This window comes from Streptomyces sp. NPDC045022 (assembly GCF_056432605.1).
In genome coordinates this window covers 414400-437073 of the sequence record NZ_JBWKIR010000002.1, presented here as the reverse complement: position 1 = coordinate 437073, position 22674 = coordinate 414400, and the positions used below count along the sequence as shown (strand labels likewise).

Annotated in this window: 18 protein-coding genes and 1 pseudogene; 13 read left to right on the top strand and 6 right to left on the bottom strand. The window is 71.2% G+C overall.

Going from position 1 to position 22674, the window contains the following annotated elements; translation table 11 throughout:
• Nucleotides 1-28: 28 nt before the first annotated feature.
• The 5 genes and pseudogenes from AC07C1_RS05210 to AC07C1_RS05190 all read left to right on the top strand — a co-directional run.
• Nucleotides 29-1045: pseudogene (locus tag AC07C1_RS05210) on the top strand (diacylglycerol/lipid kinase family protein); the annotation flags it as partial.
• A complete protein-coding gene (locus AC07C1_RS05205; protein ID WP_478937010.1) occupies nucleotides 1046-1999 on the top strand; it encodes a YihY/virulence factor BrkB family protein in 954 nt (317 codons plus the stop codon). It abuts the pseudogene before it with no gap.
• 255 nt (nucleotides 2000-2254) lie between these two features.
• Nucleotides 2255-3838 (top strand): FMN-binding glutamate synthase family protein, encoded by a 1584-nt coding sequence (locus AC07C1_RS05200; protein ID WP_478937009.1) that lies wholly within the window; start codon nucleotides 2255-2257, stop codon nucleotides 3836-3838.
• Nucleotides 3839-3852: 14 nt separating this feature from the next.
• A complete protein-coding gene (locus tag AC07C1_RS05195; protein ID WP_478937007.1) occupies nucleotides 3853-5616 on the top strand; it encodes a thiamine pyrophosphate-dependent enzyme in 1764 nt (587 codons plus the stop codon).
• A 116-nt stretch (nucleotides 5617-5732) separates the two neighbouring features.
• Nucleotides 5733-6575, top strand: a complete 843-nt coding sequence (locus AC07C1_RS05190; RefSeq protein WP_478937006.1) for an RNA polymerase sigma factor SigF — start codon at nucleotides 5733-5735, stop codon at nucleotides 6573-6575.
• Between the two features lie 125 nt (nucleotides 6576-6700).
• On the opposite strand, the gene AC07C1_RS05185 is transcribed toward AC07C1_RS05190, so the two are convergent.
• Genes AC07C1_RS05185 through AC07C1_RS05175 form a run of 3 tightly spaced genes read right to left on the bottom strand, consistent with a single transcriptional unit; the run spans nucleotide 6701 to nucleotide 9161 of the window.
• A complete protein-coding gene (locus AC07C1_RS05185) occupies nucleotides 6701-7519 on the bottom strand; it encodes an ABC transporter permease (protein ID WP_478937005.1) in 819 nt (272 codons plus the stop codon).
• Nucleotides 7516-8478, bottom strand: coding sequence for an ATP-binding cassette domain-containing protein (locus AC07C1_RS05180; RefSeq protein ID WP_478937004.1), 963 nt, complete (start codon nucleotides 8476-8478; stop codon nucleotides 7516-7518). The genes AC07C1_RS05185 and AC07C1_RS05180 overlap by 4 nt, the downstream gene beginning before the upstream one ends.
• 14 nt (nucleotides 8479-8492) lie before the next feature.
• Nucleotides 8493-9161 (bottom strand): DUF4097 family beta strand repeat-containing protein, encoded by a 669-nt coding sequence (locus AC07C1_RS05175; RefSeq protein ID WP_478937003.1) that lies wholly within the window; start codon nucleotides 9159-9161, stop codon nucleotides 8493-8495.
• A 222-nt stretch (nucleotides 9162-9383) separates the two neighbouring features.
• Here AC07C1_RS05175 and AC07C1_RS05170 point away from each other — a divergent pair, with 222 nt between their 5' ends.
• Nucleotides 9384-10136 carry a GbsR/MarR family transcriptional regulator gene (locus AC07C1_RS05170; protein ID WP_478937002.1) on the top strand — a complete coding sequence of 251 codons (753 nt, stop codon included), beginning with the start codon at nucleotides 9384-9386 and terminating at the stop codon, nucleotides 10134-10136.
• A gap of 86 nt (nucleotides 10137-10222) precedes the next feature.
• On the opposite strand, the gene AC07C1_RS05165 is transcribed toward AC07C1_RS05170, so the two are convergent.
• Nucleotides 10223-10438, bottom strand: a complete 216-nt coding sequence (locus tag AC07C1_RS05165) for a tautomerase family protein (RefSeq protein ID WP_478937001.1) — start codon at nucleotides 10436-10438, stop codon at nucleotides 10223-10225.
• Nucleotides 10435-14358: a non-ribosomal peptide synthetase family protein gene (locus AC07C1_RS05160; protein ID WP_478937000.1), complete on the bottom strand. Its 3924-nt coding sequence runs from the start codon at nucleotides 14356-14358 to the stop codon at nucleotides 10435-10437. Before AC07C1_RS05160 ends, AC07C1_RS05165 begins: the two co-directional genes overlap by 4 nt.
• A gap of 233 nt (nucleotides 14359-14591) precedes the next feature.
• Here AC07C1_RS05160 and AC07C1_RS05155 point away from each other — a divergent pair, with 233 nt between their 5' ends.
• The 6 genes from AC07C1_RS05155 to AC07C1_RS05130 are packed head-to-tail and all read left to right on the top strand — an operon-like array spanning nucleotide 14592 to nucleotide 20789.
• Nucleotides 14592-15578, top strand: coding sequence for a PLP-dependent cysteine synthase family protein (locus AC07C1_RS05155; RefSeq protein WP_478936999.1), 987 nt, complete (start codon nucleotides 14592-14594; stop codon nucleotides 15576-15578).
• The gene (gene epsC, locus AC07C1_RS05150) at nucleotides 15575-16201 is read left to right on the top strand and encodes a serine O-acetyltransferase EpsC (RefSeq protein WP_478936998.1); all 627 of its coding nucleotides are present in this window, start codon (nucleotides 15575-15577) and stop codon (nucleotides 16199-16201) included. Before AC07C1_RS05155 ends, epsC begins: the two co-directional genes overlap by 4 nt.
• The gene (locus AC07C1_RS05145) at nucleotides 16191-17492 is read left to right on the top strand and encodes an ATP-grasp domain-containing protein (RefSeq protein ID WP_478936997.1); all 1302 of its coding nucleotides are present in this window, start codon (nucleotides 16191-16193) and stop codon (nucleotides 17490-17492) included. Before epsC ends, AC07C1_RS05145 begins: the two co-directional genes overlap by 11 nt.
• On the top strand, nucleotides 17489-18844 hold the full coding sequence (locus tag AC07C1_RS05140; protein ID WP_478936996.1) for an ATP-grasp domain-containing protein: 1356 nt from the start codon (nucleotides 17489-17491) through the stop codon (nucleotides 18842-18844). Before AC07C1_RS05145 ends, AC07C1_RS05140 begins: the two co-directional genes overlap by 4 nt.
• Nucleotides 18841-20106 carry an MFS transporter gene (locus AC07C1_RS05135; protein WP_478936994.1) on the top strand — a complete coding sequence of 422 codons (1266 nt, stop codon included), beginning with the start codon at nucleotides 18841-18843 and terminating at the stop codon, nucleotides 20104-20106. The genes AC07C1_RS05140 and AC07C1_RS05135 overlap by 4 nt, the downstream gene beginning before the upstream one ends.
• A 5-nt stretch (nucleotides 20107-20111) precedes the next feature.
• Complete coding sequence (locus tag AC07C1_RS05130; RefSeq protein ID WP_478936993.1) at nucleotides 20112-20789, top strand: TRM11 family SAM-dependent methyltransferase; 678 nt, start codon at nucleotides 20112-20114, stop codon at nucleotides 20787-20789.
• Nucleotides 20790-20860: 71 nt separating this feature from the next.
• Here AC07C1_RS05130 and AC07C1_RS05125 read toward each other — a convergent pair whose 3' ends face one another.
• Entirely contained in the window at nucleotides 20861-21760 is a 900-nt protein-coding gene (locus AC07C1_RS05125; protein ID WP_478936992.1) for a LuxR family transcriptional regulator, read from the bottom strand.
• Between the two features lie 500 nt (nucleotides 21761-22260).
• Between AC07C1_RS05125 and AC07C1_RS05120 the strand changes: the two genes are divergently transcribed.
• Entirely contained in the window at nucleotides 22261-22650 is a 390-nt protein-coding gene (locus tag AC07C1_RS05120; protein WP_478937233.1) for a (2Fe-2S) ferredoxin domain-containing protein, read from the top strand.
• The last annotated feature ends 24 nt before the right edge of the window (nucleotides 22651-22674 follow it).

The window sequence follows — 22674 nt, the reverse complement described above, 5'->3', positions numbered from 1 at the left end:
GCGCTGGACCGGAGGGGCACCCATGTCGACTGCCGTGCCGGAAAAACCCGCCGAACCCACGCCCGCGGCCGGCCGGTCGCGGCGGGTTCCCGGCAGAACCGCCGTGATCTGCAATCCCACGGTCACCGGCCGGGCCGACCGCGAGGCGCTGCGCCGGGTGCTGGAACACCACGGCCACCCCGCACCGGAGTTCGTCGAGACGACCGCCGACGACCCGGGAGGCGGCCAGACGGCCGATGCGGTCCGCGACGGCGCGACACTCGTGGTGGTGTGCGGCGGCGACGGCACGCTCCGCGCGGCCGCCGACGCCCTGGCAGGCAGTGACGTACCACTCGCCCTGGTGCCCTGCGGGACCGGCAACCTCCTGGCCCGCAATCTCGGCCTGCCGATGGCACCGGCCGACGCCCTCGACGCCGCGCTGCGCGGTACGGCCCACCGCATCGACCTCGGCCGTATCGAGGGCGACGGGCTGGCCCCCACGCACTTCGCCGCCATGTCCGGCGCCGGTCTCGACGCCGCGATGGTGCAGCGGGCCAACGCGCACGAGAGGACCAAGTCCGTCCTCGGCTGGCCCGCCTATGTGCTCGCCGCCCTCCGCGTGCTCCACACCCCGCGCACGGGGCTGAGCATCCGTCTCGACGGCGCGCCCGCCCTGCGCCGCACGGCCCGCATGGTGCTGGTCGGAAACGTCGGCACCGTACAGGGCGGTATGACCCTGCTTCCGGGCGCCCGGCCCGACGACGGACGGCTGGACCTGCTGATCCTGGACCCACGCGGCCCCAGGGGCTGGCTGGCCGCCGTACGGACGCTGCTGCGTCGCGAAGCGGCGGCAGCACCGTCGCCGGCCGCGCCCGGTCGCCGCACGCGGAACGGCGTCGGGGGCGGCGTACCCGTGGAGTTCTTCACCTTCCGGCGTGCGGAGTTCGCCTTCGACGACCCGCAGCCCCGTGAGCTGGACGGCGATCCCGTGGCCGTCGGCCGGCGCCTGACCGCGGAGGTCAGGCCGGGGGCCCTGACCGTGCTGCTGCCGACGCGGGAGAAGTGAATGGGTACCGCCACGAAGGTCCCCGAGACGCGGGACATGAGCGGAGCGGAACTGTCCGGCGACGAGGCATGGGCGGCACTGCGCCGTTACGGCGGCTGGTCCCTGCTGCGGGACGCCTTCGTCCGCTTCCGGTACGCCGACGGCTTCAGCCACTCCCGGGCCCTCGCTCTGCAGACGGTGCTGGCCGTGGTACCCCTGGCCATCGCCTTCGTGGGCCTGTCGACCACCCTGCACACCGAGGACGTGGGCCGACTGGCCGAACTGACGATCCACCGGTTCGCCCGGGGGCCCAGCGCCGACGTCGTCGGCGACGCCCTCGACCGCAGTCGGCACACGGCGGGCGACGGCGCCGCCGTCGCCCTCTGGTTCGGCGCCGCCTTCTCCCTGGTCAACGTCACCACCGCGATGTGCCAGATCGAGCGGGGCGCCAACCGGATCTACGGCAACGAACGTGACCGTCCCTTCCACCTCAAGTACCTGCGCGGCCTGCTGATGTCCGTCTGCGCGGGGCTACCGCTGGGCCTCGGGTCCGTCGTCATGGTCGCCGGCGACGACCTCGCCTCGGCGGCGGTGACCGTCTACCACCTCGACGGCAGCGCCCGGACGGCCTGGGACATCCTGCGCTGGCCCTTCGGACTGCTGCTCGCGCTCATCTCGGCGAGTGCCGTCTTCCGCCGCTCGCCGCGCCGCCGGCAGCCCGGCTACACCTGGCTGGCCTTCGGCGCGGCCGTCTACCTGGTGCTGTGGATGACACTGACGTGGCTGCTGAGCCTCTACCTGGACCTCAGCGGCTCCTTCGACACCGTCTACGGCCCCCTCAGCGCCTTCATGTCGTTGCTGTTGTGGGCCTACCTGACCTCCATCGCCCTCTTCCTCGGGCTCGCCTTCGCCGCGCAACTGGAAGCGGCGCGCGGCCGTCGACCCGCCCCGGTCCAACCCGATCCCGGAGTATGACTGCTCACCGGGATCCCGTGATGTGGCGCATGCCCCGGGCTACTCCTTCCCGTCCGGGGACGCGATGACGGCGACCACGTCCTCGCACCCCGGTGAGCCACGGACCGGAACCCGAACTCGCCCGAAGCCGCCCCCGGACCCGGCCCGCCGCCCCCGGCAGGACGGGCACAGCAGCGCAGTCCGATCGCACCGCACGTCCAGGTTTCCTGACGAGGCCGCAGGACTGGGAGGCCGATACCGGGCAATGAGCGAGGGGTGATACGTACGGCAGTCGTCGCCCTGACCCTGGCCACCGGCATGGTGGCAGCCGTTGCCGCGGTCGGTCTCTCGCCCTGGTGGTGCGCGGCCGCCGTGCCGCTCACCCTGCTGGGTCTGCTGGGCGCGGCGGACCTGCTGCAGCGCCGGCATTCGGTGCTGCGCAACTACCCCGTGCTGGGGCATGCCCGCTTCCTCATGGAGCGGATCCGCCCGGAACTGCAGCAGTACTTCATCGAGCGGAACTTCGACGGGCGCCCCTTCGACCGGGATGTCCGCACCATCGTCTACGAGCGGGCGAAAGGCACGGACGCCGAGCAGCCGTACGGCACCGAACGGGACGTCTACCAGCCCGGCTACGAGTTCCTGGTGCCGTCGATGGCTCCGTGTCCGGTGCCGAAGACGCCTCCGCGGGTGCGGGTCGGCGGGCCCGACTGCGGCCGCCCCTACGACATGGCGCTGCTGAACGTGTCGGCGATGAGCTTCGGCTCGCTGTCGGCGAACGCGATCCTCGCTCTCAACGGTGGCGCGGCCGCCGGGGGTTTCGCCCACGACACCGGTGAGGGCGGCCTGTCGGAGTACCACCTGAGGCCGGGTGGGGACCTGGTCTGGGAGATAGGCACCGGGTACTTCGGCTGCCGTACCCGGGACGGTGAATTCGACCCCGGTGAGTTCGCCGACAAGGCCGCACACGAGCACGTCAAGTGCGTGTCCCTGAAACTCTCCCAGGGCGCCAAACCGGGCATCGGCGGCGTGCTGCCGGGCGCCAAGGTCAATGCCGAGATCGCGAAGGTACGGGACGTGCCCGAGGGCCGGACGGTGATCTCGCCGCCGTACCACCGGGTGTTCTCCACCCCGCGCGAACTGGTCCGCTTCATCGCCCGGATGCGAGAGCTGTCCGGGGGCAAGCCGACCGGATTCAAACTGTGCGTGGGGTCGCGCCGGCAGTTCCTCGCCGTGTGCAAGGCCATGCTGGCGGAGGGCACGGCGCCCGACTTCATCGTCGTGGACGGAGGCGAAGGCGGTACCGGGGCCGCGCCCCTGGAATTCGCCGACCACGTGGGGGCCCCGCTGACCGAGGGTCTGCTCACCGTGCACAACGCCCTTGTCGGCGCGGGCCTGCGCGACCGGATCAGAATCGGTGCGAGCGGCAAGATCGCCACGGGTACCGACCTGGTCAAGCGCCTGGTGCAGGGCGCCGACTACGGCAACGCGGCGCGGGCGATGATGTTCGCCGTCGGCTGCATCCAGGCCCAGCGGTGCCATACGAACACCTGCCCCACCGGTGTGACGACACAGGACCCCCGACGCGCCCGTGCCCTCGACGTCCGTGACAAGACGCCGCGCGTCCAGCGCTTCCAGGAGGCGACCGTGGCCAGCGCCCTGCAGATCATGGCGTCCATGGGCGTCACCGATCCCGCCGAGCTGCGCCCCCACATGCTCCGCCGGCGCATCGACCCCTACACCGAGCGCTCCTACGAGGAGCTGTACGAGTGGCTCGCGCCGGGGCAGTTGCTCGCCGCGCCTCCGCAGTCCTGGGCGGCCGACTGGAATGCCGCCGATCCCGACCGATTCACCGTCTGACCTGGAGGACTCAAGTGGCCCGTACCGTCGCCCGCGTCATCGTGGACGCACTGAGCGAACTCGGCGTGCGCCAGGTGTTCGGCGTGGTGGGAGACGCGCTCAATCCCCTGACCGACGCCATTCGCACCACCGAGGGCCTGGAGTGGGTGGGTTGCCGGCACGAGGAGGCGGCGGCGTTCGCCGCGAGCGCCCAGTCGCAGCTCACGGACACCCTCGGCGTCTGCATGGGCACGGTCGGACCCGGTTCCGTCCACCTGCTCAACGGGCTGTACGACGCGGCCAAGAGTCACACCCCGGTTCTGGCGATCGCCGGCCAGGTGCCACTCGCCGAGCTCGGCACCGACTACTTCCAGGAAGTCGACAACGACGCCCTCTTCAGCGATGTGGCCGTCTTCCGTGCGACCATCACCTCTCCCGACCAACTGCCGCAGATGCTCGAGACGGCGGTGCGCCACGCCCTGGGCCGCAAGGGGGTCGCCGTCCTGACCGTGCCCGGCGACCTGGGCGAGCGCGAACTGAACCCGGACCGCCCGGCCAGGTTCTCCCTGAACGCTCCGCTCAGCCGGCCGGAGGAATCCGCCGTGCGGCGGGCCGCCGAACTCCTGGACCGCTCCGAACGGGTCACACTGCTCGTCGGACGGGGCGCACGCGGCGCCCGCGAGGACGTGCTGACCCTCGCCGACCGGCTGGCCGCGCCGATGGTACTCACCCTCAAGGCCAAGGAGGGCTTCGAAGGCGACGCCAACTCCTTCCAGGTCGGCCAGACCGGGCTGATCGGCAACCCGGCCGCCGCGTCGGCCCTGCAGGACGCGGACACCTTGCTGCTGCTGGGGACCGACTTTCCCTATCGGGACTGGTATCCCGAGGGGAAGACCGTCATCCAGGTGGACACCGAGGCCGCCCACATCGGGCGGCGCGTACCGGTCGACGCCGGCCTCGTCGGTGACACCGGCGTGACCGTCCGCGACCTTCTCACCCACCTCGCCGCCGCTCCCGCCGGGACGGAGGGGGCGCGGGACCGCTCGCACCTGGAGAAGGCATGTGAGCGTTTCCGGCAGTGGCGCGAGAGCCAGGCGCGGCTGGCCGACCCGGCACACGACAAGGGCCTGATCGGCCGCCTTCGCTCCTCGCTCGACAACCGCACCCACGACATCCGGCCGGAGGCGCTGGCGGCAGTGGTCGACCGGCTGGCCGACGATGACGCCGTGTTCACCTCCGACACCGGCATGGCGACGGTGTGGCTCTCGCGTTTCGTCGAGATGCGGGGCGAGCGGCGGCTCATCGGTTCCTACAACCTCGGCTCGATGGCCAACGCGATGCCGCAGGCGCTGGGCGCCCAGTGCCTGGACCGTGAGCGGCAGGTCGTGGCCTTCTGCGGGGACGGCGGGCTGAGCATGCTCCTCGGCGACCTCATGACACTGAAGACCCACCGTCTCCCCGTGAAGCTCGTCGTCTTCGACAACCGCCGTCTGGGCATGGTCAAGCTGGAACAGGAACAGGCCGGGCTCCCGGAGTTCGGCACCGTCCTGGACAACCCCGACTTCGCCGCCGTCGCCACGGCCATGGGCATCACCGGGATCCGCGTGACCGACCCGGCCGAGCTGGAGAAGGCCGTACGCCGCGCCTTCGACACCCCCGGACCGGTACTGCTCGACGTGCTCACCAACCCGGACGAGGTCGCGGTGCCGGCCAAGCCGACCGTCGAGCAGGGGTGGGGATTCGCAGTGGCCAAGGTCAAGGAGATCGTGCGCAGCCACGGGGACGGCAACGCGCCGTGATGCGGACACGGCGATTCCGAAAAGGCGGGCATGCACTCCGTGAGTCGGGGTAGGCGGCTGATCGTCGGTCGAGGGGACCGACCGAGACGAAGCCGATCGATGGGGAAGGGCGCACCATGGTGACGACGACCGTGCAGACTGCCGAGCAGACAGTGGCTGTGCCGGAGATCGCCGACCCGTCCAAGGTCGCTCCCCAGGACGCGCGGGAGCTGTCGAAGCTCTTCTTCGAGCAGCTCGCGAAGCTGGAGGAGGGCACGCCCGAATACCAGTACGCGCGCAACACCCTGATCGAGATGAACATGTCCCTGGTCCGCTTCGCGGCCGGCCGGTTCCGCAGCCGCGGGCCGGAGGAGATGGAGGACATCGTCCAGGTCGGCATGATCGGTCTGATCAAGGCCATCGACCGGTTCGAGCTGTCCCGGGAGGTCGAGTTCACCTCCTTCGCGATCCCCTACATCGTGGGTGAGATCAAGCGGTTCTTCCGTGACACGTCCTGGGCCGTGCACGTACCCCGTCGGCTGCAGGAGGCCCGCGTCCAACTGGCCCGCGCCACCGAGGAACTGCGCAGCCGGCTGGGCCGTACCCCCACGGTCAAGGAACTGTCCGAGCTGATGAGCCTGCCCGAGGAGGAGGTCGTCGAGGCCCAGCTTGCCTCCAACGGCTACAAGTCGGCCTCCCTGGACGCCACGATCAGTGGCAGCGAGGACGGCGAAGCCGCGCTCGCGGACTTCATCGGCGACGAGGACGCGGCCCTCGGCCTGGTCGAGGACTTCCACGCCCTCGCACCGATGATCGCCGAACTCGGCGAACGCGACCGCAGGATCATCCACTGGCGGTTCGTCGAGGAACTCACCCAGGCCCAGATCGGCGAACGCCTCGGCGTCTCCCAGATGCACGTCTCCCGTCTGATCACCCGCCTCCTGACCCGCCTGCGCGAAGGCATGCTGAGCACCCACTGAACGCTTCGGGCACGCCTGCCGGCCCCCCTTGCACACGAACGGGGCGGCGTACGCCGACGGGGTGTCGGTGTACGCCGCCCTCGGGTGGGACGGGTTGCGGGAGGCGGCCCGCGTTGTCAGGGCGGCTACTTCGGGTCGTGGTCGAACTTCGAGGTCGACCAGAGATAGCCGAGCACCGCGAGGCCCAGGCACCAGACGACGGCGAGCCATCCGTTGTTGCCGATCCCGGTGCCGAGCAGCAGGCCGCGCAGGGTCTCGATGGCGGGCGTGAACGGCTGGTACTCGGCGATGGGCTGGAACCAGCCCGGCATCGCGTCGATGGGAACGAAGGCGCTGGACAGGAGCGGCAGCAGGATCAGGGGCGTCGCGTTGTTGCTGGCGGCCTCGGCGTTCGGGCTGATCAGACCCATGCCGACGGCGATCCAGGTGAGTGCCGTGGCGAAGAGCACGAGCAGTCCGAACGCCGCGAGCCACTCCAGGACGGTGGCATCGGTGGAGCGGAAACCGATGGCCACGGCGACGGCGCCGACGACGACCACGCTGATGATCGACTGCAGCACGCTGCCGATGACGTGTCCGACGATCACGCAGCCGCGGTGGATCGCCATGGTGCGGAAGCGGGCGATGATGCCCTCGGTCATGTCGTTGGAGACGGAGACCGCTGTGCCGACCACGGTGCTGCCGATGGTCATCAGCAGGAGGCCCGGGACGAGGTAGGCGATATATCTGGAGCGGTCCGGACTGCCGCCGCCGATGCCCGCGCTCATGGTGTCGCCGAAGACGTAGACGAAGAGCAGCAGCAGCATGATCGGGGTGAGCAGCAGGTTCAGGGTGAGGGACGGGTAGCGCCGGGCGTGCAGGAGGTTGCGGCGCAGCATCGTGGAGGAGTCGCGTACGGCGAGGGAGAGCCGGGTCGCGCGGGCGGGAGCCACGGGGGAGCTCATCGGACGGTCTCCTTGGGCTGGTGGGGGACGCCGCCGCCGCCGGTCAGGGCGAAGAACACGTCGTCGAGGTCGGGGGTGTGCACGGTCAGCTCGTCGGCCTCGATGCCGGCCGAGTCCAGCCAGTCGAGGATGGAGCGCAGCTCGCGCGGGCTGCCTTCGCTCGGGATCTGCAGGGCGAGGGATGCGTCGTCCCTGGCGGCCTCGCGCAGTGCGGAGGCGGCGCTCTGGTACGCGGCCGGGTCGGTGAAGCGGAGCCGGACGTGCCCGCCGGGGATGAGCCGCTTCAGTTCCTCGGCGGTGCCCTGGGCGGCGATCCTGCCGTCGTTGAGCACGGCGATGCGGTCGGCGAGTTCGTCCGCCTCCTCCAGGTACTGGGTGGTGAGGAAGACAGTGACGCCGTCGGAGACCAGCTCGCGGATGATCCGCCACATGTTGTGCCGGGAGCGCGGGTCGAGGCCGGTGGTCGGCTCGTCGAGGAAGATGATCCGCGGGTCGCCGACCAGGGTCATGGCGATGTCGAGGCGGCGCTTCATGCCGCCGGAGTAGGTGGCGGCGGGCTTCTTCGCGGCCTCGGTGAGGTCGAAGCGCTCCAGCAGGTCGGCGGTGACCTGCCGTCCCTCGCGCTTGGAGAGGTGGTGCAGGTCCGCCATGAGCAGCATGTTCTCCTCGCCGGTGATCAGGCCGTCGACGGCGGAGAACTGTCCGGTGACGCCGATCGCGGCGCGCACGGCCTGGGGGTCGGCGGCGAGGTCGTGGCCGCCGACGAGGATCGGGCCACTGGCGGGGTCGGGGGAGACGAGGGTGGAGAGGATCTTGACGGCGGTGGTCTTGCCGGCGCCGTTCGGGCCGAGCAGGGAGAAGACCGTTCCTTCGGGGACGGCCAGGTCGACGCCGTCGAGGACGGTCTTGTCGCCGTAGGACTTGCGCAGCCCGTTCGCCGCGATGGCCAGGTTGGTCATGAGGGGTGCTCCCTTTACAGGCTGCGGGCGGTGATGTCGCCGTAGGCGGTGGTCGCGTGGACGTTCAGGCCGGCGTCGCCGTCGGTGTTCTTGAGCGCGTTGTGGATCCGGCCGTAGGTGGTCCCGGCGTCCAGGGAGGCGGAGACTCCGCGGGCGGCGCCGACGGAGATGTCGCCCTTCTGGGTGGTCAGCGTGACCGTGCCGCGCAACGCCTCGGCGATCTGGATGTCGCCCCTCTGGGTGCTGATCTCCGCGGGGCCGCCCAGGCGGCCGACCGAGACGTCGCCGTCGTGGACGGAGAGGCGGGCGCTCGCGGCCTCGTCGAGCTTGACCGAGCGGTAGCCGCCCTCGAAGGTGACGTCGCCGAGCCGTCCGACGCCGCGGAGTTCGGCGGCGCCCGCCTTCGCCTCGACGCGCGAGTCGGCGGGCAGCTGGACCGTCACCTCGATGGATCCGGAGCTGCCGAGGATCCGGTTCTTCGGCGCCGGGGCCTCGATCCGCAGGACGCCGTCGCGGTATGCGACCTCGATCCGCTCCGCCGCCTTCACGTCCCGGCTCTTGGAGGCGTCCGCGGGCAGGATCTCGACCGTGGTGTCGGCCCGGTCGGCGGCGATGAACCGGATGCGTCCCGCCGGGATGTCGAGGACGGCCGAGACCGGGGCGGGGGTGTCGAACTTCTGCATCGTGCTCTCCTTCGGCGCGCTGTTTCTGATGATGGAAACGCTACGTTGCATTCATGATTCCGGCAACGTATTCGTTGCGAGCAATCCGTATCAGCGCAGGTCATGGCCATGAAATCGTTGCAACGGCCCTGAGGGTAACGCAACGACCTCCGCACAGCTCGTTGCAATGGAGTGGGGGTGAACGCTATACTGGAGAGGCCACGGACCACGAAGGAGACCGCGATGCCGGGAGGCAGACTCACCCAGCAGGAACGCCAGCAGATCGCGCTGGGGCTGGCCGACGGCCTCGCCTGCGCGGAGATCGCCAGACGCCTCGACCGACCCACCTCGACGATCACGCGCGAGGTCATGCGCAACGGCGGCCCCACCGCCTACCGCGCCGATCTCGCCCACCGCGCCACCGAACACCGCGCCCACCGCCGCAGGCAGGCCGAGCCCCGGGGGCCGGAGGCGCCCGCGCAGATCTACGGGCGCGATGCCGAGGCGGTGCGCGAGTACGAGGAGACGTTCACCACCGTCCTCATGCAATCGGGCACGCCCAAGATGATGGCGCGGGTACTGGCCTGCCTCTGCACCAGCGACGCGGGCAGCCTCACCGCGTCCGAACTCGTCCAGCGTCTCCGGGTCAGTCCGGCGTCCATCTCCAAAGCGATCGCGTTCCTCGAGAGCCAGGGCCTCGTCCGCCGGGAACGCGACGAACGCCGCCGCGAGCGCTACGTCGTCGACGACGACGTCTGGTACCAGTCAATGATGGCCAGCGCCCGCGGCACCACCCAGATCGCCGAGACCGCACGGGAGGGCGTCGGCATCCTCGGCCCCGGCACCCCGGCCGCCGCCCGCCTCGAGAACATCGCCCGTTTCCTCGACTTCATCTCCGAGAGCATCGCGCGCGCCGCGGACCAGGCCCGCGAAGTCCTCCACACGAAACCCGTAGCGACGTCGGGCGGTACCGCCGAGCCGGATGCAGATCGCTGAAGCCGACCCGGCCCCGTCGCTCCTGGTGGGAGCGGCGGGGCCCGCGGTCACCAGCGGGGCCGGTGGAGTGCGCTTGTCCGGGGCGTTCAGTAGCCCGGTGCCTTCGCCAGCTTCTCGCGGTCGGCGGCGATCGCGGGCTGGTAGACCCGCGCGTCCCAGTCCTCGGGAGCCACGGACGCCAGGGCGATGGAGATCGCCGTCTCCTCGACCTCGAACGCCTCCTGCACGGCGGTCGTCACCCGCTCCACCAGGCGGGAAAGCTGCTCGGCGGTGAGGGACTTCGGGAAGTGCTGAATGGTCACGTGAGGCATGGAAGTGTCCTTGTCTGTCGCGTTGCCGAGGCTGCTGCCGGCCGCGGCGTGGCCCGCTGCAGCGCCTTGACCAGCTCGTCGACGCCCGGGTCGCGCAGCGCTCCGTAGTGGTCGGTCTCCAGCTGGACGATGGTGGGCGGGGCCGCCGTGTGGCCCGGGGTGCGCTCGATGAAGGAGGGTTCGTCGCCCTGCGCCCGGAACACCGTGACGGGCGCCGCGACCCGGCGGGCGGCCGGGTCGACGTGGTCGTAGGTGAACCCGTAGGTACGGCAGACCACGGCCACCACCCGGCGGATCAGCGCGGCGTCCAGCTGCGGGTACTGGCGGTCGACGAACCGCGCGAAGCTCTCCGCGTCGGTGGCCTCGCGCAGGCACTCCTCGAGGACCGGGCCGCTGACCGTGCCGGCGAAGACGGAGAAGAGGATGGTGGCGAACACGGGATCGGTGAAGTCGGCCACCGCCGGGCCCGGTGCCGCCTGCGGGGCACCGGCCACCCGCGGTGAACCCGGTGCCAGCAGGAACAGCCGCTCCACCCGCTCGCCCGACTGCTCCAGCTGCCACGCCGTCTCGAAGGCGACCCGTGCGCCGAAGGAGTAGCCCCACAGCGTGTAGGGACCCTCCGGCTGGACCCGCCGCAGCGCCTCGACGTCGGCGGCAGCCATCTCCTCGATGGACGGGAACGGCGTCTCGCCCTCGTTGATGCCGTACGACTGGATGCCGTAGACCGGCCGTTGCCCGGGCGCGCGGGCGGCGAGCAGCCGCAGGTTCATGGTGAAGCCGCCGAGCCCCGGCCAGCAGAACACCGGGGGCTCGCCGCCCCCGGCCCGCAGCGGGGCGAGCCGTGAGGCGGTGAGGGCGGCCCGGGCGCTCACCGCCTCCGCCAGCTTCGCCACCGTGGGAGCCTCGAACAGCACCTGCAACGGCAGGCTGCAGCCGAACGCCTCGTTGACCCGCTTGACCAGGGCGACCGCGACCAGCGAGTTCCCGCCGAGCCGGAAGAAGTCGTCGTGCACGGAGACGGACTCCCGCTTCAGCGCCGTCCGCCACAGACCGCACAGCCGTGCCTCGACCCGGTCGCGCGGCTCCACCATCGGATGGGCCCGAGCCACCGCCTCGTCGACGTACCCCTCCAGGGCTCGGGCGTCGAGCTTGCCGTTGGGGGTGTGCGGCAGCCCGGGCAGCACCAGGATCTGGCTGGGAAGCATGAACTCGGGCAGGGACGCGACCAGATCCTCCCTGATCAGCTCCTCCGGCCCCTTCATGTGGACCTGGTCCTCGTGCATGCCCTCGTGGCGGAGCTGCTCCTCGCTGACCGTGCCGCCGACGAAGAAGTACGAGGGCCCGGTGCGCTGCCGCGTCGCCCGCAGGATCGCCGTCATGCGCCGGGCGGCGGGCAGGTCGTCTCCGGTGCGTGAGCTGTAACCGGCGGACATGAAACCCAGGTTGCCGGTGTTCATCATCAGGTGCTGCAGCCCGCGGCCCAGATCCACGTAGCCCAGCCGCTCCCTGCCCTGCTCGGCGGCGCGGCTGACCAGCGTGATGCCGAAACTCGAACGCTCGTACACGGCCTGGTTGATGGCGATCACATGCCGCTTGAGGATCAGCTCGTCGCTGATCCGGTGCAGCCGGCCCTCCCGGTACCGGTACTGCCCGCTGGGCAGGCCGGCCTCGCTGCCCGGATGGAACTGCACATAGATGTCCAGGGCGTGGTGCGCGGGGGCCTGCGCGTGTGCCGCCGTCCAGGGCACCAGTACGAAGGAGCCCAGATGGTAGTCGTCCCCGGCGCAGCCCAGCAGCTGTGTCAGACCGCTGTCGTGCGCCGCCTCGTCGAGGGCGAGGCCATGGGCGGGCAGCACCTCGTCGAACAGACCGGCCATGTGCCCGGCCTCGATCTCCAGGACCTCCTGGATGTTCTTCCTGTACACCGGCTCGATCGCAGATCTGCGGCCGATGAAGTGCACCCGTATCCCGGGGCCCGCGGGCGCCTCGATGCGCTGGATCAGCACCAGCTCGTGGTGGACCGGGTGATAGTAGTAGTAGCCCGCGGCCAGCCCCTCGATCCCGGCCAGCTCCAGATACAGCTGCGTCGCGTAGAGGGATCCGGGGGAGGCGTACGCGTACTTCGGCAGCAGGCGTTCCTCGCTGATGTACTGGCCGAAATTCCGCAGCAGACATCCGAGTTCGCGCAGGGTCAGCTCTTCTGGGCGACGGGATCCGGCGCCCTCGGTGCGCCGCCCGAGCGCCGCCAGCACGTCCGCCGCCTCCAGCCGGCCGCCCTCGTAGAACCGGTACGTCTTGCGGGCGAAGGCCCGGCGCCGCTGCTCGGGGCCGACGGTGGCACCGGGCAGCGGCACGGTGGGCCGACCGGACAGATCGGCGGCGTCCCGCACGCCCGGGTTCGACAGCTGGGCCCTGACCTGGAGCTTGGACGACTTCGACACATGGTGTTCGCTGTGCTCACCCTGGTCCATCAACGCGGCCTCGCGCGGGCTCAGTTCGATGCAGGCGACCAGGTTCTGGGCGCTGGTGCGCGGGTCGGTGCGCAGCAGCACGGCGGCGTTCTTCACCCAGTCGTGGGCCTCGATGGCCAGGCGTATCTCGTCCAGTTCGATCCGGAAGCCGCGCAACTTGACCTGGTTGTCGGCGCGGCCCGCGAACTGGGCGGTGCCGTCGGCGTTCCAGTAGGCCAGATCACCGGTCCGGTACAGCCGGTCGTGGCCGGGCTCGGACGGACCCGCACCCGTGACGGCATCCGGGTTCGGCACGAAGCGGTCGGCCGTCAGCTCGGGCCGGCGCAGGTAGCCGCGCGCCAACTGGACGCCGCTGATGTGCAGTTCACCGGTCTGCCCGGCCGTCACGGGACGGCCCTCGGCGTCCAGGATGTGATAGCGCAGGCCCGTCACGGGCGCGCCGATCGGAAGGGCGTCGGGGCCGTCGTCGAGGGCTGCCGGGTCGACCGGGTACGCCGAGGTGTTGATGGTGCACTCGGTCGGACCGTAGAGATTGACCAGCGTGGCTGCCGGCAACGCCCCGGCCAGCTCCCTCGCGAGCGCCCGGGACAGGGCCTCGCCGCCGCTGAAGAGATGGGTGAGCGACGTACAGCGGTCGAGTTCGTCGGTGTCGACGAGGGCTTGCAGCAGAGTCGGCACCGCCTGCAGGGTCGTGACGGCGTGGCGGGTGACGACCTCGATGAGGCGCGAGGGACTGCGGTGGATACCGCCGGACCCGACCACGACCCGGCTGCCGCACGCGGGGGCCAGGATCTCCCACTGCGCGGCGTCGAAACTGATCGGGGTCTTCTGCAGGACGGTGCTGCCCGCGTCGAGCGCGAAGGTATCGGCGAGCCAGCGCATCTGGTGCACGATGGAGCGGTGCTCGATGGTCACCCCCTTGGGCTTACCGGTACTGCCCGAGGTGTAGATGATGTACGCCAGATCCGCCGGGCGCGCACCGTCGGGCAGCTCGGCCGGATCCGCGTCGGGCCGGCCCTTCGTGAACTCCACGACGTCGTCCAGGGTGATGACGACCGTATCCGCGGCGAGGAACTCCGCCAGCCGGTCCCGCAGGAAGTCCTGGGTGAGGACGACACCCAGGCCGGCATCCTGCGCGATGTAGCGAATGCGGTCCTCCGGATAATCGGGGGAGAGCGGCAGATAGGCCCCGCCGGAGCGCAGAATTCCCCAGGCGCCGATCATCAGATCCAGTGACGGCTCGACGAAGAGCCCCACGCCGACGTCCGCGCCGACACCGAGGTGGTGCAGATAACGTGCCACGTCCTCGGCCTGGTCGGCCAGCTCACGGAAGGTGAGCGACTCCCCCTCGTGGACCACGGCGATGTCGCCGGCGCGGGTGAGAGCCTGCGATTCCAGCAGATCGGGCAGACATGTCTGGGTGGCGTCCCGGATCTTCATCTACGTACCCCCGTAGTCGATGGGTCTACGACCTCGCGCTCGAACGTACGGATTTGAGCCAGGACCGGCGGCGCGGGGGACCCCCGCAATCAGTGCAGTGCGGCAACCCGAACCATGCCCGGCGTGGCCATGACGCACGGGGAGCGGCAGATTTTGGCAGAGCACATGCCAAGTGCGGGAGCACACGGAAATCCCATGGCAGGTGGCGCGCAGAAACTGATCCGGAGGGGCCCGTGACCGAACCAACCACCGGCAGTGTCGTCGGCTCACTCGAGGAACTCGTGGGCAACACCCCGATGCTGCGGCTGAGCCTCGCCGGACTGCCCGCCGACGCACATGTGCTGGCCAAGCTGGAGGCGGCCAATCCGCTGTCCAGCATCAAGGACCGGGCCGCCCTGTTCATGCTGCGCGCGGCCGAGGAGTCGGGGGCACTGCGGCCCGGCGGGACGATCATCGAATCCACCTCGGGCAACACCGGTATCGCCCTGGCCGCCCTCGCCGCCGCCCGCGGCTACGCCTGCCGGATCGTGCTCCCCGACAACGCCTCGAGGGAGCGCGTGCTGACCCTGCGCATGCTGGGCGCCGAGGTCGAGTTCACCGACCACACCCTCGGCTTCGCCGGCTGTGTGGAGCGCGCCGAGAAGCTGCACGCCGAGACGCCCGGGTCCTGGTACGCGGGCCAGCACCTGAACGCCGACAACGTACGGGCCCACTACGAGACCACCGGGCCGGAGATCTGGCGGGACACCTGCGGCCACGTCGACTATCTGGTGTGCGGCGTCGGCACCGGCGGCACCCTGACCGGGATCGCCCGCTGTCTACGCGAACGCAACCCGGAGCTGAGGGTCGTCGCGGTGGAACCCGCGGGCTCGCCCCTGCTGTCCGGCGGCGATCCGGGACCGCATCGCATCCCCGGCCTGAACGGCGGATTCATCAGCCCGGTCACCGACATCGCGGTGATCGACGAGGTGATCGTCGTCGGGGACGAGGACGCCGCGGCCACCACCCGGGCCATCGCCGCCTCCACCGGACTGCTGGTCGGCGTCTCCTCGGGCGCCGCCGCGTACGGCTGTGTGGAACTGGCGCGCCGGCACGACCTGTCCGGTGCCACGGTCGTCACGGTCTTCCCCGACACCGGGGAGCGCTACCTCAGCTGGTGGCCCGAGGCCCAGGAAGCCCCGGCCACGCAGCCCGGCACCCCGTCTCAGCCGGCCGGATGAGCCCCGTGCGCGCCTCGCCCTCGCTGCGTCAGCGGATCCGGGAGACCCTGGACGTCATCGTCACCCGCGACCCCTCGGTCCGGTCCCGCACCGAGGCGCTGCTGCACCCGACCGTGCTGACCCTGGTGGGTCACCGTACGAGCAACTTCCTCTACCGCCACGGCCGTCATGTCACGGCCCGCCTGGTGTGCACCGCCACCAAGGTGCTCACCGGAGGCGTCGAGATCCATCCGGGCGCACAGATCGGCCGGCGGTTCTTCGTCGACCACGGCAGCGGAGTCGTGGTCGGTGAGACCGCCGTCATCGGTGACGATGTGTCGCTCTTCCACCAGGTGACGCTCGGCTCCTTCGGCTGGTGGCACGACCAGGAGCACGCCCGGCCCGGCGCCCGCCGCCATCCCCGGCTCGGCAACGGCGTGACGGTCGGCGCGGGAGCCACCCTGCTCGGACCCATCACCATCAGCGACGACGCCCTGATCGGCGCGATGTCCCTGGTGCTCAGCGATGTACCCAAGGGCGTGCACGTACGCGCCCCGCAGGCGGTCATCACCCCCTCGGACGGCCCCCGCACGCAACAGCAGCCCCCACACCGGAACGGATCGGAACGGACCCATGGATCCTGAGCGTTCACTGCTCCTCGTCGGCGCCACCGACGAAACGGTGGCCAAGGCCAAGCAGCTGGGCCTGCATGTCCTGCTGCTGCAGCACCCCACCAAGATCAATGCCGAGCAGGAGCGCCTCGCCGACCATGTGGAGGTCGTCGACTACACCCGCTGGGACCTGGTGGAGCCGATAGCCAAGCGGCTCTGGGACTCCCCGGGCTTCACCGCCGCCACCTCGATCACCGAGCCTGGCCTGGAGAACGCGGCCCGCGTCAACGATCTGTTCGCCCTGGGCGGCACCGGCTACGAGGTGACCCGGCGCTTCCGCGACAAGGTGGTCATGCGCGAGCACCTGGCCGGGCTCGACCCCGACGCGGTCCGCGCCCAGCCGCTGCGCCGCCGCGAGGACCTGGACGCGTTCGGGGAGCGGCACGGCTACCCCTTCGTCGTGAAGCCGACCGACGCCACCGCCAGTATCGGCGTGCACCGCCTGGACGGGCCCGCCGACGCCGACCGGGTCTGGGCCGAGGTGCGGCGGCTGTCGGGCACCAGGACGGACCGGGTCTCGACACTGATGCTGCTGCAGGACTTCCTGATGGAGGAGTACCTCGACGGCCCGGAATACAGCGTGGAGTCCTTCAGCTCCGGCGGACGCCACGTGGTCATCACCATCACGGAGAAGTTCACCGACCCCGCGCACTTCGCCGAACTGGGGCACGCGGTCCCCGCCCGGCTCGGCGCGGCGGTCGAGGAGCGGGCACGCGCGGCCGTCATCCGGCTCTTGGACCGGCTCGGCGTCAAGGACGGTGTCTGCCACACCGAGATCCGGATCGGCGCCCGTGGCCCCCGCGTCATCGAGAGCCACAACCGGATCGCCGGTGACGCGATCACCGACCTGGTGCACAGCGTCTACGGCATCGACACCGTCACGCTCGCCCTCGCCGCGCCCTTCGGCCTGGCCGGGGAACTCCCCGACCGGCCCGAGGCGCACGGCGGAGCCGCCGTACGGTCGGTGGTGGGACGGCCCGGCGACATCGTGGAGTCGGTGGACGGCGTGAGCGAGGCACAGGCTCTCGCCGACGTGCTCGCGGTGCGCATCAGCGCCAAGCCCGGGGAGACGGTACGCCCCCTGAGGGACAACTGGGACCGCCTCGGCCTGGTCGCCGTGACCGGCGCGGACACCACGGCGGCGATCCGGCGCGGCGCCGAACTCATCGGCGACGTGGTGAAGGTCCGGGTGAAGGACCCCGACGGCCGGCCCGGACTGGCCGAAGCGGCCCCCGTGAGCGACCGGACGGTGATCCCCGCATGAGCGTCCTCATCCTGCACCGCAACCCCTTCGCCGCCTTCCCCTACCGCCGGTGGCTGGACGGCGACGCCCCCGGCCTCGACGGCGGCACGCCGTATCCCGGCGACATCGTCGTACTCGCCGCCCGCGACAAGATCGAGCTGGCCGGCGAGGAGATCCCGGGCGACGCCGACCACGACTTCACCCACCTGGAACTCTTCGACACCCTCGACGACGAAGCGGTGCCGGCCCGCGCGTTCGCCCTCGCCGAGCAGTACCGGATCACCCACGTCATCGCCCACCACGAGGCGGACCTGGCCCTCGCCGCCCGGCTGCGCGAGCACCTCGGCCTCGACGGGGCCTGGAGCGCCGACATCACGCCGTTCCGCGACAAGGCCCTGATGAAGCGGCTGGCCCGGCAGGCCGGCGTCGAGGTCGCCCCGCACACCGTGCCGAGCACCGCGCAGCATGTCCGCGACTTCGCCGGACAGCACGGGTTCCCCGTGGTGCTGAAGGACCGGGCAGGCTACAACTCCATCGGTCTGAGCATCCTCGCCGACCGGGACGAGCTGGAGCTGCGGCTCGCGCGGGCCTACCGGGACGGCTCGCGGGACGACCTGGTCGTCGAGGCCTACGTACCCGGGCGGATGTGCCACGTCGACGGGCTGGTGGTGGACGGCCGCACCGTGGCGGCCTGGCCCTCCCAGTACCAGTACGAGCTGGCCTCCTTCGGGGCCGACCCGGGGCCGCGGGTCGACCTGACCCTGGACGTGGACGACCCGCTCACCCCCCGGCTGCTCGCGCTCGTCGAGCAGACCCTGGCCGCCCTGAAGCCCGAGGGCGGCCGGCTGCGCACCCACGCCTTCCACGCGGAGGTCTTCCACACGCCCGACGACCGCCTGGTGCTGTGCGAGATCGCGGGCCGGTCGGGCGGCGCGAAGATCCGGGAGGTCTTCGAGACCCTCTTCGGCATACAGCTCGCCGTGCAGGTGACCCGCGCGGAGGCCGGCCTTCCGCTGCCCGTCGCCGCGGGCGCCACCGGCGACCGGGCGCCGCTGCGGCCGCGCTGCATGTCGGGGCAGGTGCTCACCATGAAGCGGCCCGGTCTGGTGCGCTCGCTGCCCGCCGTCCCCGACGAGGAGTGGGTGAAGGGCTTCTGGCTCTTCGCCGAGGAGGGCCAGGTGATCGCCCCCGCCGCGGGCTCCGCGGACTTCCTCACGGCGGCGGTCGGATCGGCCCCGACCCGCGTCGAGTGCGAGCGCAGACTGCGTGCCCTCGGAGCCCGGATCATCGCCGAGACGAAGATCGTGGCTCCCCCCGGGGACGCCGCCCCGGCGCAGTCCGGGCAGGGCGCCGAGCCGGCGGAGGCGTCATGACGGGGAAGCTGTCGTCCGTCCGCTTCAAGTACATGCTGGGCATGGTCGTCGACGCGACCGGCAGCGGCATGTACCTGCCGCTGTCGCTCCTCTACTTCCACCACGTCACCGGTCTGCCGCTCACCCAGGTCGGTGCCATCGTGACGGCCGCCTCGGTGATCGGGCTGGTGAGCAACCCGATCGCCGGCGTCCTCATCGACCGCTTCAGTGCCCGCGCCGTACTGGTGGGCGGATATGTACTGCGCGCCACGGCGTTCTGCACCTACCCCCTGGTCGACAACGGCGTGGCCATGTTCACGGTGATGCTGCCGGTCGCCCTCGGCGACACCTCCTACCCGCCGGCCATCCAGTCCTTCGTCGCGGAGATCGTGCAAGGCACCGAGCGGGACAAGCTGCTCGCCCTGCAACGCAGTCTGCGCAACGCCGGGTTGGGCGTGGGCGGTCTCCTCGCCGGCGCGGCCCTCGCCCTCGACGAGTCCGGGTTCTACTACGTCGTGCTCGGCGCGGCCGCCGGGTATCTGCTCTCGGGCGCGCTGCTCAGCACGATCCGCCCCGGTGCCTCGGCGCAGCCGGCGGGCGGCCGGGTCTCCCGCAAGGGCGGCTACCGGATGGTCGCGCGCAACCGTCCGTTCCTGGGCCTGACGCTCCTGAACATACCGACGGCCTTCGCCTACATGGTGCTGTCCGTGGCCCTCCCGGTGTACGTCACCCGGGATCTGGACGCGCCCGTCTCGCTGGTGGGCATCCTGTACGCGGTCAACACGGTCGGCATCGCGGTGCTGCAGATCCCGGTCACCCGGGTCCTGGTCAGGTACCGCAGAACGCGTGCGGTGGCGCTCGGCGCGAGCGTCTTCGCCCTGTCCTTCCTCACCTTCGCGGTGCTCGGCACCCTGTCGACCGGGGCGGCACTGGTCGCCGGCGTGTTCGCCGGGACCGCCGCGTTCACCGCGGGCGAGCTGTTGCACGGCGCGACGGCCTCCGCACTGGTGGCCCAGGCCGCGCCGGAGGAGACCCGCGGCCGTCATCTCGCGGTCTACCAGCTGTCGTGGGCGGTGCCCATCGCGCTCGCGCCGACCGTGCTCACGGCCCTGCTGTCGCTGTCGGCCACCGTGATGTGGCTGCTTCTCGCGGCGGCCACGGCGGGCTCGGCACTGGGCGTGCTGCGCCTGGAACACAGGCTGCAACCGGCCGCGGTGTATCCGGTGCCACCCGGGACCGAACCGGCCGCCTCCCGGACCAGCTACACCAGAAAGGTTGCGTGACCCTCATGGGGATATCCAGTTGGCGTGTACTCGGCGCGGAAGACCCGGAGTTCGCCCGGGAGGCGGCCGCCGGACAGAGTGGTCTCGTCAGTCAGCTGCGGCCGTTGATAACGGAGTTGACCAAGCGCGGTGACCTGGTGTTCGATCCGTTCGCCGGCTGGGGCACCACGCTCGTGGCCTGCGCGGCCGAGGGGCGGCTCGGGGTCGGCATCGAGATCAACCCGGCTCGCGCGGAGGAGGCACGGCAGCGTGTCGCGCGCTACCCGGAGCAGCGCATGCTCTGCGGCGACGCCCGCAGGCCTCCGCTCGACCCCGGCACCGCGGATCTGGTCCTGTGCGATCTGCCGTACTTCGGCACCGACCTGGACGTCGAAGCGCCCGACCCGGGCCAGATGTACGCGCTGCGTGACTACGACGCCTATCTGGCGGCGCTCGACGAGGCCTTCGCGGCCGTCGCACGGGTGATGCGGCCGGGCGCCTACGCGGTCATCGCCGTCCAGAACCGGCGGATCGCGGACCGGTTCGTCCCGCTGGCCTGGGACGCCGCTCGCGTGCTCGGCCGCCATCTGACCCTGGGCGACGAGCGGATCCACCTCTACGACTGGCCGGTCAAGGACGACGCCGACCCGATGCGGACCAACCGGTCGCACGAGTATCTGCTGATGGCCCAGAAGGAAGGGTGAGACGCCCGGGCGCACTGCCGACGGAGCCGGTGCCGGTCGCCATGCGTGCGGCCGGAACCGCGTGGCCGTCGTCAGGAGACCTCTTCGTAGGTGGAGACGTTCAGGGCGGGGGCGGGACCCGGGGCGGACTCGGCCGGCGGGGTGCGCGCGGTGGCGTACTCGTCGCGCGCCATCCGGTAACCGAGCTGAAAGCGGTGCTGGGCGCCGTACTGCTCGCGCAGGGCCGCGATGTGCCCCTGCACGGACCGCAGGCTCATGCCGAGACGGCGCGCGATCGCCTTGTCCGAACGCCCCTCGATCAGCAGTGTCTTGATGGCCTGGCGCATATCGGGCACGACCTCGCCGGCGGCGTCCGCCGCCCGCACCGGCCGGAACGGGAACTGCCCCGCCCGTACCCAGGCCTTCTCGAAGACGTCACCGAGGAACGCCACGACGGCGCGGTCCCGGATCAGCGCCGCGCTGTGGCCGCGTTCGCCGCCGGGGATGAAGGCGACCTCGCCGTCGACGACGATCATCCGGTCGAAGAACTCCGGGAGCGTGCGCACCTCCACGCCGAACTCCATGACCTTCTGGACGTACTTCTTCGTGGGCTCGGAGAACCGGGCACTGTGCTGGAAGAGCGTCCGCATGGCGACCCCACGCGTCAGCGGGTCCCGGGCCACCGCGAAGGCCTCGTCCAGCGTGACTCCGGGGCCAGGTCCGTCCGGCTGGGCCGTGAGGATCTCGCGTTTGGCCCGCCACAGCACCTCGTTGACCGCGTCCTGGACGGCTCCCGGGTCCTCGATGTACCGGATGCTCCCCGACGCCTCGGCGGTCTCGGCGCCGGCGCCTTCCGAGAGGACCAGCCGACCGGCTGTTTCGGTGGCGTACCGCTCGAGGCTGCTGAGAGTGTCGGCGATCCGCAGCAGGGACTCCACCGGGGAGCCGGCGGGGGACAGGGTCTCCCGTGTCGGCCTACGGCCTGCGCTCATGTCATCATCCTTTCCCCGTACGCGTCCGCACGGTGCCCGCGCCGGGTACGCCAAGGGCGGCGGCAGCCCTGCCTGGACGCGAGTCGGGCGAGGTCAGAGAGAGCACCGGGAAGACATCGGGGAAGCCACCGGCTCAGCGGGCCTCGACGGCCTCGCGTGGAAGCCCGGTTCCGGCCGGCATCGGCGCACCCGCATACGATTCCCCCTTTTTCCCGAAACCCCGGTACCCTCACGGCCGTCCGCAGCGCAGCAGCTCCATGCAGTCCACCCGGTACCAGCAGGTCTCGCCCCCTCCAGCATCATTCGTGACCGGACAATGAGCTGCAAGACATGCAACGGGCTCTCGAGGCTTTCTGGACCAGCACTCCGCGCTGCTTCGAGAAACGGCCCATCCACGGCCGGACGGCGCGGGGTTCGGGGGCCGATGAGATGATCTCCGACGACGAGGGAAGGGGTGGACCGGCGTGCCGAAGAGGCCGGCTGAAGACGCGCTCGACGCCATGGCGGCACGGGGGACCGGTCCGGTGCCGTGCCGTGTCGTCGTGTGCCGGGACTGCTGCTGCGGCAGTGCCAAGGTGACCGGCGTGGATCACGCCGCGCAGACCGCACGGCTGCGTGCGGAGGTGCCCGTGCGCATCTCCGCCTGTCTCGACGTGTGCGAGCGGGCCAACGTCATCGTCGTACAGCCGTCCGCCGCCGGCCGCGCCGCCGGTGCCCGGCCGGTCTGGCTGGGGCTGGTCAACGACCCGGACGCGACCGAGGACATCGTCGGCTGGGTGCGCGCGGGCGGACCGGGCGTCGCACCCCAGCCGGACATCCTCGAGTTCTACGCCTTCACACCGCCGCGGCTCGACGCGGCGTCCCGGGACCTGCGCCGCACCGGCCCCTGAGGGCCGCGTTCGGCGCGGGCGTCG

Bases quoted from the DNA above. Each gene is read 5' to 3' on its own strand.
- AC07C1_RS05205 (WP_478937010.1), top strand. From the start codon at position 1,046: ATGGGTACCGCCACGAAGGTCCCCGAGACGCGGGACATGAGCGGAGCG.
- AC07C1_RS05190 (WP_478937006.1), top strand. From the start codon at position 5,733: ATGGTGACGACGACCGTGCAGACTGCCGAGCAGACAGTGGCTGTGCCG.
- AC07C1_RS05185 (WP_478937005.1), bottom strand. From the start codon at position 7,519: ATGAGCTCCCCCGTGGCTCCCGCCCGCGCGACCCGGCTCTCCCTCGCC.
- AC07C1_RS05180 (WP_478937004.1), bottom strand. From the start codon at position 8,478: ATGACCAACCTGGCCATCGCGGCGAACGGGCTGCGCAAGTCCTACGGC.
- AC07C1_RS05175 (WP_478937003.1), bottom strand. From the start codon at position 9,161: ATGCAGAAGTTCGACACCCCCGCCCCGGTCTCGGCCGTCCTCGACATC.
- AC07C1_RS05170 (WP_478937002.1), top strand. From the start codon at position 9,384: ATGCCGGGAGGCAGACTCACCCAGCAGGAACGCCAGCAGATCGCGCTG.
- AC07C1_RS05160 (WP_478937000.1), bottom strand. From the start codon at position 14,358: ATGAAGATCCGGGACGCCACCCAGACATGTCTGCCCGATCTGCTGGAA.
- epsC (WP_478936998.1), top strand. From the start codon at position 15,575: ATGAGCCCCGTGCGCGCCTCGCCCTCGCTGCGTCAGCGGATCCGGGAG.
- AC07C1_RS05145 (WP_478936997.1), top strand. From the start codon at position 16,191: ATGGATCCTGAGCGTTCACTGCTCCTCGTCGGCGCCACCGACGAAACG.
- AC07C1_RS05140 (WP_478936996.1), top strand. From the start codon at position 17,489: ATGAGCGTCCTCATCCTGCACCGCAACCCCTTCGCCGCCTTCCCCTAC.
- AC07C1_RS05135 (WP_478936994.1), top strand. From the start codon at position 18,841: ATGACGGGGAAGCTGTCGTCCGTCCGCTTCAAGTACATGCTGGGCATG.
- AC07C1_RS05130 (WP_478936993.1), top strand. From the start codon at position 20,112: ATGGGGATATCCAGTTGGCGTGTACTCGGCGCGGAAGACCCGGAGTTC.
- AC07C1_RS05125 (WP_478936992.1), bottom strand. From the start codon at position 21,760: ATGAGCGCAGGCCGTAGGCCGACACGGGAGACCCTGTCCCCCGCCGGC.
- AC07C1_RS05120 (WP_478937233.1), top strand. From the start codon at position 22,261: ATGGCGGCACGGGGGACCGGTCCGGTGCCGTGCCGTGTCGTCGTGTGC.